Here is an 11,782-nt window from a genome sequence, read left to right as displayed (position 1 = left end):
CGCAATTGCCACTGGATCGCTCAGCCCGCCGGCGCATATCCTCAACGCACCGACCCGGCTGATGAAGGATCTGGGTTTCGGCAAGGGCTATGCCTATGACCATGACGCCGAAGATGGTTTTTCCGGTGCGGATTACTGGCCGGAAGGCATGGCGCCCCAGACCTTCTACACGCCCAGCCCGCGCGGCAGCGAAGCGCGCATTGCCGAGCGTCTGGCCGAATGGGCACGGCGGCGGGCGGCCAGGCGCGCCGAATGAGGTTCAGCACATTCGTCGGCATAGACTGGTCGGGCGCCCGCGGCTTGCGGCATCCATCGGTGCAACTGGCGATATGCGAGGCTGGCACGGATGCACCCCGGCTGGTGCCGGCGCCGGGCGGCGCATGGTCGCGGCAGGGCGTGCTGGACTGGCTGGGCGCGCTGTCCGGCGATGTTCTGGTCGGCATGGACGCCGGCTTCGGCTTTGCGGCCGTGCCGCCGTTCACCGGCCCGGCGCGGGCGTTATGGGCCGAAATCGATGCACGGTGCGGCGATGACGCGGACCTTGGCGGCCACAGTTACATCACGCACCGCCGCGACAGTTTCTGGATGGGTGCTGCTGATGGACCGCGCCATTTGCGCGCGCATCTGCGGGTGACTGAACAGGTCCATGCCGCCTCGGGGCTGGGCGTGCCGACCTCCAATTTCGTGCTGCTCGGCGCCTCGCAGGTCGGCAAGGCGACGCTCAGCGCCATGCGCCTGCTCCACCGCCTCGGCTGGCCGGTCTGGCCGTTCGATCCGCTTCCCGCTGCCGGGCCGTTGATTCTCGAAATCTACGCCCAGGCCTTTGCTCGCATGGGCGGCTTTCGCGGCAAATTGCGCGACCGCGTCAGCCTCGACCTCGCCCTGTCGCGGCTTGGCTCCATGCCCATGCCGCCCGCCTTTGCCAGCACATTCCCCGACCATATCGGCGACGCCATCATCACCGCCGCCGGCCTGCGCACCATCGCCGCCGAAGCGCGCTGGTGGGCACCAGCCGCGCTGACCCCGGCGGTCGCAGTGACGGAGGGCTGGACGTTCGGGGTCGGGTGATAGCGGGCGACAAAGTCGCTGCAACCGCGATGCGAGCGCGAATTTGCGCCGACCGATCACGGATTGCTGCAAGCCAGTCGAAAGCGGAATAGCGCGGGCGACGAGGATCGCGCACGCCACGCTTGGCCCCGGTCGTCGTGCACCATATTAGAAGCAAAAAACATTTTCTTTCAAGGTCTTGTTCGTGTTGTCATCGCAAGGTTCTGTCTGATCCGAATGTCGCGAATGACCCATGCTCAGATAACCAAGCGTTAACAGTCTTTGCAGTGTGCTATCCAAAAAACAGCAGATGCGCTATTATGAGGATACATGTGTGAAGAGGCGTGTCGATGCTGGAGCGGCTGACACCGAGGGACCGGATCGATCTGGCCGTTGAGGCAGCTTTTTCGATAGGGTCGCTGCATGTCGAACCCTCCCATCTTCGACTCTCACAGGACGGAAAGCGGTATCCCGTTGAATCGCGGATCATGCAGGTGCTCGTCGTCCTTGCCACGGCCGATGGCCGAGTTGTCAGCCGTGACGAGTTGGTTAGCCGTTGTTGGGACGGTCGCATCGTGGGCGAAAACGCCCTTCAGCGCGCTATTTCCCGGTTGCGTCACCTCGGCGCCATCACCGCAGCTTTCGAGATCGAGACGGTGACCAAGGTTGGCTATCTGCTTCGGTCACATGTCGGGGACGCCGAACAACTGCCGTACTGCCCAGGACAAGCTTTTGCACCACCAGCCTTCAAACCCGAAGCGTCCAGTCTTGCAACCAAGCCATCACCGGCGGCGCAGTTCAACAAACGAAATATTCTGATACTGCCGGCACTTGCCCTCGCTGGTGCTTTCGCATGGCCTCTGGTGAGCCCGCATCGGGAAGCATCCAGCTTTGCAGAGCGGCTGGTTGACAAGGGTCGTGGAGCACGACTCTGGGGCCTTCGAGAACAGTTGGAACAATCCGTTACGTATTTGCGCAAAGCAACCGAAGTCGATCCCGGATCGTCTGAAGCGTGGGGCGCGCTCGCGCTGACCTATCAGCAGCTGGTCGAGCACAATGACGGGCCCCCTCAGGAGGCTTTCGCGCTGCGTGCTCGGGAAGCGGCAAACCGGGCCCTGTTGCTGGACGCGGATCAGCTTGAAGCGAAGGTGGCGCTGGCGACCATTCCAAGCTATTTTCTAGCATGGGACAGTTATGAACAGAGACTTGACGCACTTGTTGCCTCCGAACGGCCGGACCCCGTACTGCAAAGCGCGTTAGGTTGGCTACTCGGCCAAGTCGGCCGCTGGGGCGATGCCACTCGGTTTCTCCGCCAGGCGCTGGAGATGGAGTCCCTTCATCCCAGCTATCACCTGCTGCTCGGCAACTGCCTCTGGGGAAGCGGGAAGCTGTCTGAGGCCGACGGCGTGCTCAGAAATGCCCTGTCCTTGTGGCCCAAGCACCGGGGGCTTTGGCAGACGCGCTTCAATTTCCTGACGACGACCGGTCAGCCGACGGCGGCCAAAGCTCTGCTGCTGGACGATGCCGCGCGGCCGATTATCGCGCCCGACAATCTGCCGCCACCCTTTGGTCTGCTGGAGGAGATGCTGGCGGCGCAAAGTGAAGGCAGTGAGGCCGAGCGTCATAAAGTTGCTCAGCGGCTTTCGGGGGCGCGCACGGCTATCGGCACCCTCACGACCGTGCAATTTCTCATTGCACTTGGCAGGATCGATCCCGCGTTCAAACTTCTTGAAGCGTATTTCTTCGGTGGGCCGGACCGCCCGCCCCCGGGTCCGTTGGCCCGAAGGCATTCCTACATCCTGTTTTCGCAAGGTAGCGCTGCACTTCGCGCGCATGGCGGCTATCCAACCCTGCTGGAGCGCCTTGGTCTGGCCTCCTACTGGAGAAAGAGTGGTACACGCCCCGACCAGGTCGACTGATTTTCGCGGACCGATACTCCCAGCCCGCAAAATCAGCTTTTCATCAGCTAGAAATCAGTTGCGGGTGTGTTCATCGGTCAAATGTGTTGGCAAGTTGACGTTCGATAGCGAGCACTGGAGTTCGCTGCGAATGGGGCATGCATATGGCATGACCTGCAGCCAACAGCTGCGATTCCGTCTGTCATTGTTATGGTGGAGGCCAGTCATGAAACTCAGCCAAGCAGTCTATGCGACTTGCATCGCGATGTTTGCCGCCGTCACTCCTGCCGCTGCCGGGATCGAGCCGGTGACCGGCGACCCCGTGCTGTTCTGGCACGAGCAGTTCCTTTCAGCCACCACTGGCCCGCCGCCTGTGGTCGGCCGTCACGCCGCGATGCTCGGTGTTGCTATTCACGACGCTGTCAATGGCACCCTTGGACGGCCCAACTACGGCTACACTGGCAGCCTTGAAAAAAATGGCGGCGATACCCGCGCTGCCACTTCGGTCGCTGCTCACAGGATTCTCGTCACGCTGTATCCCAGCAAGCAGGCGCAACTCGACCAGGCGCTGTCCGACAGCCTCGCACTCATTGCTGCGGGCCCAGCAAAGACCAACGGCGTCGCTTATGGCGCGGCTATTGCTGCAAAAGTGCTGGATATCCGCAGCTCCGACGGCGCGAACGCGGTCGTGCCCTACACCCCGTCAGGCCTTCCGGGTCGCTGGGCACCGACACCACCGGGAAATGCTCCGTTTGCTTTCACCCAGTTAGGCTCAGTTACGCCTTGGCTGCTGACTTCGAACAGCCAGCTGCGTCCCGGTGCCCCGCCTTCGCTCGGCAGTGCCGAATACGCCGCCGCCTTCAATGAAGTAAAAGACATCGGCGCCCTCGCCAGCGCAAGCCGGACCGCCGACCAGACGGCGGCGGCGACCTTCTGGGCAACGACGCCCTTCAGCCCGTGGATCCGAGCCGCGATCGACCGTGCGCAAATCAGCGGCAACAGCGTGTTGGAAAACGCGACGCTGATGGCCCAGCTATCCGTCGCCACGCATGATGCGTTCATTGCCACCTGGGACGCCAAACTACACTATGATTTCTGGCGTCCGCTCACTGCGATCCGTGCGGCCGATACTGACGGTAACCCGGACACGCTCATCGACGCGGCTTGGAATTCCTGGCTCATCAATCCACCTTATGCCGCGTATAGTTCGGGGCTTTCTGCGGTTTCCGGCGCAGGCGCAAGGATCCTGTCCAACACCTTCGGCGGTAGCGACGCATTCTGCCTTACCTATTCGGTAGAGCGTTGTTGGACCGGCTTCGAAGCCGCTGCAGACGAGTCGGCCATGAGTCGGTTGTGGGGCGGCATCCACTTCCGTTTCGACAACGACGCAGGACTCGCTGTAGGCCGCAATTCGGCAGCCTGGACCCAGTCGGCGCGTGCCTTCAATGCGGTTCCGGAGCCAACCACCTGGGTGATGATGATAGCCTGGTTTGGCCTGATAGGTGCCGTGGCCAGGCAACGGCGAGCCTCCATGCTGCCGCGAGAAGCCTGAGCAATGGCTGGCGCCGTGTGAGGATTTCGCAGCATGATTGACCGGCAGGTGACGTTCAAACAGCGGACGTGATAAACAGCGAGATTGCCGCCGGCTCTCGGTCACACACACAGGCGTCTTGGTATGCAGGTGCAGTTCCAGGCCTGACGGGTCCACATGGGCGGTTCAGACCGACCGACATCGTCAAGTGGCGGACCGGTTCCGGCAAAAGCGGTTGTTTGCATACCGATCGGGGAGCGTCCGACTCTGGGCCGGGAGCCGCCATTTGTCGCCAGCCCGCATGACAAAATGGCCGTGCTCACCCTGTCCTACACATGGTGTTTCGTGCAAGGCTAGCCGTGTTCTTTCGCATCGTCGGCCATGCCCCAAACCCTGCGCAAGCAGACAGCGGCCGCGCGCCAAAACCTCATGAAACCGTCAAGTTCGTCTACTTCCAATATACGGCGCAAAGTCCGAAGTAATCGACGGCAGGCCCTCTCGGCTTGGCGGCGCGGTGACAAAACTGACGCCTTCACGCCGCGCCATCATCATCCGATTCGCGCTTTTGTCCCCAACCCGCTATGGCACCCGCCATGCCGTCGCTTTCCGCCATTTCGCCACTTGTCCTTGTCGCCGTTGGCGGCGGGGTGGGTTCGGCGTTGCGTTATCTGGTCGGTGGGTGGGCGCAGGCCAATCTCGGCCCGGGATTTCCGTTCGGCACCTGGGCGGTCAACATCATCGGGGGGCTGGCCATGGGCTTGCTTGCCGGGTTGCTGGCGCGCGGGACGGGCGATGAGGGGCTGCGGCTGCTGGTCGGTGTCGGCCTGCTTGGCGGTTTCACCACATTCTCGGCGTTCAGCCTGGAAATTCACACCATGATCCTGCGCGGCGATGTGGGGCTGGGCGCTGCCTATGCCGTGTCGTCCGTGGCGGGCAGCGTCTTTGCCGTGTTGGCCGGCGTTTATCTTGCAAGGCTTGTCTGATGCCCAATGCCATTATTGCCGAGGATGACGACGGCATCCGGCTCGACCGCTGGTTCCAGCGCCACCAGCCGGGGATTTCGTTCAACATCATCTCGCGCTGGTCGAAAACCGGCGCCGTGCGGCTGGACGCGGCCAAGGCCGGGCCGGGCGACCGTATCGCTGCCGGACAGGCGCTGACCTGGCCCGATACCCTGCCGGTCGAAGCCGCGCCGCGCCCTGCGCGCCCGGCGCAGCGCCCCCGCGCCGAATTGAGCGACGACCAGATCGAATATATGCGCAGCCTGGTCATCTACCGCGACAAGCACGCCATCGTCATCAACAAGCCGCCGGGCCTGGCCACGCAGGGCGGCACCGGCATCACCACCAGCGTCGATGCCATGCTGGATGCGCTGCAATATGATGCCACGACGCGGCCGCGCCTTGTCCACCGGCTCGACAAGGATACGTCGGGCGTGCTGCTGATTGCCCGCACCGGGCGCGGCGCGGCGTTTTTTGCCAAGTCGTTTTCGGCGCGCGATGCCCGCAAGACCTATTGGGGGCTGACCATTGCGGCGCCGCGCCTGACCGAGGGCGAAATCGATGCGCCGATGGCCAAGCAGCCGGGCAGCGGCGGAGAGAAGATGCATGTCGATTATGAAAACGGCCTTGCTGCCAAGACCCGCTATCGCGTCATCGAGCGGGCGGCGGCGCGCGCCGCCTGGGTGGCGTTCATGCCCGTCACGGGCCGCACGCACCAGATCCGCGTCCATGCCGCCGCCATCGGCAACCCGTTGGTGGGTGACGGCAAATATGGCGGCAAGGAATCGTTCCTGACCGGCGGCATCAGCCGCAAGCTGCACCTGCATGCACGGCGGCTGCGCATCGATGGCCCGGACGGCGTCAAGCTGGATGTCACCGCCGAACTGCCGACGCACATGGCCGAAAGCTTTGACATGCTGGGCTTTGATTTGACGCTGGGGGCCAATGAGGTGGAATCGCCGCCACAGCCGGCGCCTTCGGGCAAGCCCAAGGTGCGGCGCCTGTCATCGGCGACCAGCGGCAATCGGCGCGGCGAGCGGCGCTCGCGGGGTAGCAGCTGACGCGGCTTGCGTTGGATCGGAGCCGGCACCGGCCCGCGCCCCGGTGCCGATGCAAACAAGCAACTAGCGAATCAGGGCGCGCAGCGTCTCCAGCCGGTCGGCTTCGTGTGCCGGCTTGTCGGTGCGGATGCGGGCGATGCGCGGAAATCGCAGGGCGAGGCCGGATTTGTGGCGGGCGCTGGCCTGCACGGCGTCGAACGCCACTTCGAGCACCAGCGCCTTTTCCACCTCTTGCACCGGGCCGAACCGCGCCAGCGCATGGCCGCGGATCCATTTGTCGAGCTCGGCCAGCTCGGCATCGGTGAGGCCCGAATAGGCCTTGCCGACCGGCAGCAGCGCGCCATCGTCGCTCCAGCAGCCAAAGGTGTAATCACTGAACAATCCAGACCGTTTGCCGTGGCCGCGCTGGGCATACATCAGCACGCAATCGATGCTGAGCGGGTCGCGTTTCCATTTCCACCAAAGCCCGGTGCGCCGCCCGGCGACATAGGGGCTGTCGCGGCGCTTGAGCATCAGCCCTTCGATGGCGGCGTCGCGGGCGCCGGCCCGTATGGCACCCAGCGCGGCCATGTCCGGCGCCTCCACCAGCGCGCTGATATCGAAACGCGCAGGGTCGAGCATCGGCACCAACGCCTCCAGCCGGGTGCGGCGGGCGTGCCAGGGCAGGGCGCGCAGATCTTCGCCGCCGATGAGCAGCGCATCATAAAGCCGCACGAACGCCGGTGCCTGCGCCATCAGCTTTGCCGCCGGCGCCTTGCGGCCCAGCCGCTGCTGCAAGGCATTGAAACTGCCGGCGCTGTCCATCTGGGCGCTGCCGCGCACCATCAGTTCGCCATCAAGCGTCGCATGGCTGGCAAAGGCGCCGGCAACATCGGGAAAACTGCCGCTGACGTCATCGCCGGTGCGGCTGTACAGCCGCGTTTGCCCGCCGGCATGGCTGATCTGCACGCGGATGCCGTCCCATTTCCATTCGGCGGCATAGGCGTGCAGGTCGATAGCCTCATCCTCCAGCGGCGGTGCCAACATGAAGGGCCGGAACGCCGGTGTGTCGCCGGCATGCGGCGCCGGCCCGCGTCCCTCGGCCCAGGCAAACAGCGGTGCATAGGGCGGCGACAGGCCGTGCCAGACTTCCTCAACCGCCTCCAGGTCGAGGCGGAACGTATCGGCCAGCGCCGTTTTCGCCAGCCGCGCCGATACGCCGATACGCAGCGCGCCGGTGGCCAGCTTGATGAGCGCATAGCGGCCTTGCGCATCCAGTCGGTCCAGCAATGCGGCCACCACCGGCGGCGCCTCGGCGCGTTTCAGGCCTGACAGCGCCTGCACGACATCATCGACGCCGGGCGCGGGCGGCCGCTCGCCGGGCGGCTCGGGCCAGAGCAGCGAGATGGTTTCGGCCATGTCGCCGACAAAATCATGGGACAGTGCAAACAGCACCGGGTCCACCCGCTCCGCGATCAAGGCCTTGAGCAAGCTGGGTTGCACGGCCCGCAGATCAAGCCCGCCGGTCAACGCCGCCAGCGCCCAGCCGCGATCGGGATCGGGTACGGCGCGCAGGTAATCGCCGATAAGCCGCAGCTTGGCGTTGCGGGACGCGGTATAAAGCAGATTGTCGAGAAGCTGGGCAAAGGCCTGCATGGCCGGGGTTTAGCACGCCGGGCAAAAGCTGCTACAGCCCTTTGTCATGCGGATGCGCGATCTTGAAAAGGCCAGCGGGGTCGGGCGGGAGACAATCCGCTATTATATCCGCGAAGGCCTGTTGCCCGAACCGGACCGGGCCAGCCGCAATTCGGCCAGCTATGGCCCGGCCCATGTCAGCCGCCTCAAGGCCATCAAGCGCCTGCAGGAAGAACGCTTTTTGCCGCTGTCGGTGATCCGCACGTTGCTGGAGGCCGAAGATGCCGACCGCTGGCTGATGCCGGACGCCTTTCCCATGCTCGACGCCTTGCTGGCACAGCGGCTGGAAACCGCCGGGCCGGCGCGGGTGTTGCCAGCCGAACTTGATATTGCGCCTGACGAACTGGCCGAACATATGCGCGATGCGCAGGTCGTTGCCGACGCCGATGGCCGCATCAGCCAGCGCGACGCGGCCATCCTGAAAACCATGGGTGACCTGGCCGCCATCGGCTTCAGCCGAGACCTGGGGTTCGATGGTGCGCAGATGCGGCTCTATTCGGTGCTGATCGACTGGCTGACGACGCAGGAGGTGCATCAGTTCCTGTCACACACTGCCGGACAGGTCGGCGAGGACAAGGCACTCGACATGGCCGAGCGCGGCGTGTCGCTTATCAACGAGCTGCTTGGCCATTTGCGCACCCGCGCCCTGCTGCGCAAGCTGGCCGAGCGCCGGCGGGTCGCCAACGATAATCGCTAGAGTCGGGGTGTTAAGGTCGGGGCGCTAGAACCCTGCCGAAACGGTCAGCGCAGGGCCGCTGCCCGGATCGGTATTGCCGGCGACACGAAAGCGCCAATCAGCCTCGAACCGCAATGGTCCCAATCGGGTCGACAGGCTCGGTCCGATATCGAACCGGCCGAGCAACAGGTCGCCGGTTTGCACACTGCCCCAGGCGCCGGCAGCCAGTGTGAAATAGCGGGTCTGCCATAGCTCGGCTCGGCCCTGCGCCCCGGCATAGATGTCGCCATTGTCGATGATGCCGGCTTCGCCATAACCCGAAAAGCGCCCGGTTCTGCCGCCGGCGGCTGCGCGCATCGTCCAGCCGTTGCGGGCTGCAAATCCCAGCGCAAACAGCCGCTCGGCGCTGATGGACACGCCGGGTAACAGCGTCCAGCGCACCCCCAGCGCGCCCTGCGCCGTTTCGGGCAGCACGCCTTGCGCATCGCCGGCGATGTTGGCGCGTGCGGCAATTGCCAGCGGCCGCCGTGCCAGCGGATTGATGGTGTACGCCAGCACGCCGCCGCTTTGCCCGCCGCCCAGCACCGGGCTGGCGGTGGGACCGACGGGGCCAAGCTGGCGAAGCAGGCTGAACGCCTCGCCCGACCAGCGGCGACCCAGCGCCCGGCGTTCCTTTTGCCAGCCGGCATTGTCGGGCGCCTGCGCCAGCGCGGTATCGAACAGCGCGGCAGCCGTCCGCCGTTCACCGGCTGACAGTGCGGCATAGGCGCGGACGGCCTGGTCATATCCCGGCGGCGGCAGGGTTGGCATCGGTGCTTCGGCCAGCAGCGGCGGCTTGACGCCTGGCGGCTCGTCTGTCGCGGCAAGCTGCTGATAGGCTGGTCCCTGATAGGCAGCCGAGACCGGCGGCGCAAAGCTGGGCACCGCCATCATCGGCGGCATGTTGACGACAATGTAAATGGGCGCAGGCGTTGGTGGCGGAGCGGCTGGCGGCGGCGCCTGTGCCTGGACCGCCAGAGCTGGCGGCGGCCCTGCTGGCGCAACAGATGACGGCGGCGTTGCGGACTTGGGTATCACCTGCGGCGGCGCGGCGATCTCGCTCAGCGCCTGCCGATAATCACTGCTCAGGGCTGGCATGCGCCCCAGCAGCCAGCCAGTGGACACGGCACCGATCAACGCCAGCGCGCGCAGAGGCTTGCCCGCCGGGGTCATATCGGCTCCGGAAAGCGGTGGCGCGTCTTGTCCCAGGTCAGCCTGCCGCCGCGCAGCATGCCCCAGTAACGGCGCAGCGCCAGCCATGCGGCGCCGGCGTTGATGATGTTGCCGACCATCGCGCGCGGCACCGCCAGCAAGCCTTCGACCGGCCCATAGGCATAAGTGGTGAACAGCGCCCGCAGCATCAGCCGCCAGCACAGCATGGCCCAGTTGACCCATAGCAGCGTCAATACCCAGCCGGTTGTCACCGCCGGCATGCGCGCTGCCGCTGGCAAGGCCAGCCGCATCGCGCCGTCGAGGATCATGGCCAAGAGCAGAAAATAGGCGATCAATGTCAGCAGCGCGGCCAACGGCGCCTTGCGGTCGCGCAGCAGCATCCAGCGGTCGGCCGCACCGCCGTGCCAGCCGATCCGATCCCAGCCCGCCAGCGCGATGCCGGTCAGCCAGCGGGCCTTTTGCCGGACAGCGGCGCCGAGTTCGCCGGGGAAATATTCCGCCGTGGCGACCAGGCCGCCATCATGGCGCGTGCGGACCAGCACCGTGCGCCCGCCCAGCACCCGCACCCGGTGGCCGAGCTCATAATCCTCGGTCAGGCTGTCGGCATGAAACGGCCGCCCGCCGGCTGCCGCCGCAATCCGGCCCAGCATGGCGCGATCGATGGCGCAGCCGACTCCGGCTGATGGCACAGTGGCGCCCAGCGCCTGCCGCACCACCAGTTCCTTGGCGTGGCTTTCGGCAAATTCGTCCATGTAATGCCCGGCGACAAACAACGATGTCGGGTCGGGCAGCGGCAGCACCGGCAACTGCACCATGGCGTTGCCTGGGATCATCGCGTCGAATACCGTCAGCTCCTGCGGGTGCACGACATCTTCGGCATCATGCAACACCACGGCATTGTAGGTCAGGCCGTGGTGCGTCTCATGGGCACACATCGCCTGCCAGAGCGCATTGAGGCAATCGGCCTTGGTGGTTGGGCCTGTAGCGGGGTTGATGACCGGCGTGATGCGCGGGTCGGCGACCTGACCGACGGCAAGACGCCCGGCAGGATCATTGGGATAAAGCCCGACAAACACCCGGTAGTCGGGATAGCGCTGCGTCGCAGTCAGCTGCGCGAGCATCTGGGCAATGACTGGCGATTCGTCCCAGGCCGGCACGAAAATGGCGATGGGCAGGGGCCTTGTCCGGCGCATCATGTCGGGGGTCGGCGTCCGCCGCCGGCCCGGGCTGGTGACGATGCGAAACACAAAGATCAGGTCGACCGCAAGGTCGTCCGCGCCCAGCAGCGCTATCGCGGCGGCGGTGACCAGCAGCACCTCGTGCAGGCCGACCTGCCAGATGGCCAGCAGGATCGCGGTCATCGCCATTGGCGCGGCGCCCGGCGCGAAGCACAGGCGTGCGCCCGGCTTGATTGGTGGGTGTCCCGAACGACACGGCGAAATTGCACACGGGGAGGGCCGTCTGCAGGCTTGGCCGGTCGCCGGGACACCCTCGGCTGGCGGAGACAGTGGCGCAGGGTCAAAACACCATTGTCTGCTCCGGGCCGATCTCGGAGAACGCTGGGCCATCAAAGTCCCAGGCGTCGCGAAGGCGGTGGAGGGTTTCGTGGTTCACGAAGATCTGCAGAGCACCGACCGCATCGGCGCCGCTACCCGAAGGAAAGCCCAAAGGCTCCGCGTCCC

At 65.3% G+C, this 11,782-nt stretch carries 9 protein-coding genes and 1 pseudogene; 7 read left to right on the top strand and 3 right to left on the bottom strand.

The window, feature by feature from the left end; genetic code table 11:
* The 6 genes and pseudogenes from RMQ73_RS11650 to RMQ73_RS11625 form a co-directional block, all read left to right on the top strand.
* Positions 1 to 256: pseudogene (locus RMQ73_RS11650) on the top strand (replication-associated recombination protein A); the annotation flags it as partial.
* Positions 253 to 1,068 (top strand): hypothetical protein, encoded by an 816-nt coding sequence (locus RMQ73_RS11645; protein WP_310498418.1) that lies wholly within the window; start codon positions 253 to 255, stop codon positions 1,066 to 1,068. The pseudogene RMQ73_RS11650 and the gene RMQ73_RS11645, both read left to right, overlap by 4 nt.
* A gap of 329 nt (positions 1,069 to 1,397) precedes the next feature.
* The gene (locus tag RMQ73_RS11640; RefSeq protein ID WP_310498417.1) at positions 1,398 to 2,966 is read left to right on the top strand and encodes a winged helix-turn-helix domain-containing protein; all 1,569 of its coding nucleotides are present in this window, start codon (positions 1,398 to 1,400) and stop codon (positions 2,964 to 2,966) included.
* Between the two features lie 205 nt (positions 2,967 to 3,171).
* A complete protein-coding gene (locus RMQ73_RS11635; protein ID WP_310498416.1) occupies positions 3,172 to 4,497 on the top strand; it encodes a PEPxxWA-CTERM sorting domain-containing protein in 1,326 nt (441 codons plus the stop codon).
* A gap of 572 nt (positions 4,498 to 5,069) precedes the next feature.
* A complete protein-coding gene (gene crcB, locus RMQ73_RS11630; protein WP_310498415.1) occupies positions 5,070 to 5,459 on the top strand; it encodes a fluoride efflux transporter CrcB in 390 nt (129 codons plus the stop codon).
* Entirely contained in the window at positions 5,459 to 6,538 is a 1,080-nt protein-coding gene (locus RMQ73_RS11625; protein ID WP_310498414.1) for an RluA family pseudouridine synthase, read from the top strand. The genes crcB and RMQ73_RS11625 overlap by 1 nt, the downstream gene beginning before the upstream one ends.
* 63 nt (positions 6,539 to 6,601) lie before the next feature.
* Here RMQ73_RS11625 and RMQ73_RS11620 read toward each other — a convergent pair whose 3' ends face one another.
* The gene (locus RMQ73_RS11620) at positions 6,602 to 8,173 is read right to left on the bottom strand and encodes a cisplatin damage response ATP-dependent DNA ligase (RefSeq protein ID WP_310498413.1); all 1,572 of its coding nucleotides are present in this window, start codon (positions 8,171 to 8,173) and stop codon (positions 6,602 to 6,604) included.
* Between the two features lie 46 nt (positions 8,174 to 8,219).
* Here RMQ73_RS11620 and RMQ73_RS11615 point away from each other — a divergent pair, with 46 nt between their 5' ends.
* Positions 8,220 to 8,909: a MerR family transcriptional regulator gene (locus RMQ73_RS11615; protein ID WP_310498412.1), complete on the top strand. Its 690-nt coding sequence runs from the start codon at positions 8,220 to 8,222 to the stop codon at positions 8,907 to 8,909.
* 24 nt (positions 8,910 to 8,933) lie between these two features.
* Here the strand turns inward: RMQ73_RS11615 and RMQ73_RS11610 are convergent, their stop codons facing one another.
* A complete protein-coding gene (locus tag RMQ73_RS11610) occupies positions 8,934 to 10,100 on the bottom strand; it encodes a hypothetical protein (protein ID WP_310498410.1) in 1,167 nt (388 codons plus the stop codon).
* Positions 10,097 to 11,467 carry a glycosyl transferase family protein gene (locus RMQ73_RS11605; RefSeq protein WP_310498408.1) on the bottom strand — a complete coding sequence of 457 codons (1,371 nt, stop codon included), beginning with the start codon at positions 11,465 to 11,467 and terminating at the stop codon, positions 10,097 to 10,099. The genes RMQ73_RS11610 and RMQ73_RS11605 overlap by 4 nt, the downstream gene beginning before the upstream one ends.
* Positions 11,468 to 11,782 lie beyond the last annotated feature (315 nt).

This window comes from Sandarakinorhabdus sp., assembly GCF_031430775.1.
Taxonomy (GTDB): domain Bacteria; phylum Pseudomonadota; class Alphaproteobacteria; order Sphingomonadales; family Sphingomonadaceae; genus Sandarakinorhabdus.
The sequence above is the reverse complement of the archived record's forward strand: the minus strand, read 5'-3'. Positions and strand labels throughout refer to the sequence as shown.

Coding starts and splice junctions, on each gene's coding strand:
- RMQ73_RS11645 (WP_310498418.1), top strand. CDS start 253: ATGAGGTTCAGCACATTCGTCGGCATAGACTGGTCGGGCGCCCGCGGC.
- RMQ73_RS11640 (WP_310498417.1), top strand. CDS start 1,398: ATGCTGGAGCGGCTGACACCGAGGGACCGGATCGATCTGGCCGTTGAG.
- RMQ73_RS11635 (WP_310498416.1), top strand. CDS start 3,172: ATGAAACTCAGCCAAGCAGTCTATGCGACTTGCATCGCGATGTTTGCC.
- crcB (WP_310498415.1), top strand. CDS start 5,070: ATGCCGTCGCTTTCCGCCATTTCGCCACTTGTCCTTGTCGCCGTTGGC.
- RMQ73_RS11625 (WP_310498414.1), top strand. CDS start 5,459: ATGCCCAATGCCATTATTGCCGAGGATGACGACGGCATCCGGCTCGAC.
- RMQ73_RS11620 (WP_310498413.1), bottom strand. CDS start 8,173: ATGCAGGCCTTTGCCCAGCTTCTCGACAATCTGCTTTATACCGCGTCC.
- RMQ73_RS11615 (WP_310498412.1), top strand. CDS start 8,220: ATGCGGATGCGCGATCTTGAAAAGGCCAGCGGGGTCGGGCGGGAGACA.
- RMQ73_RS11610 (WP_310498410.1), bottom strand. CDS start 10,100: ATGACCCCGGCGGGCAAGCCTCTGCGCGCGCTGGCGTTGATCGGTGCC.
- RMQ73_RS11605 (WP_310498408.1), bottom strand. CDS start 11,467: ATGGCGATGACCGCGATCCTGCTGGCCATCTGGCAGGTCGGCCTGCAC.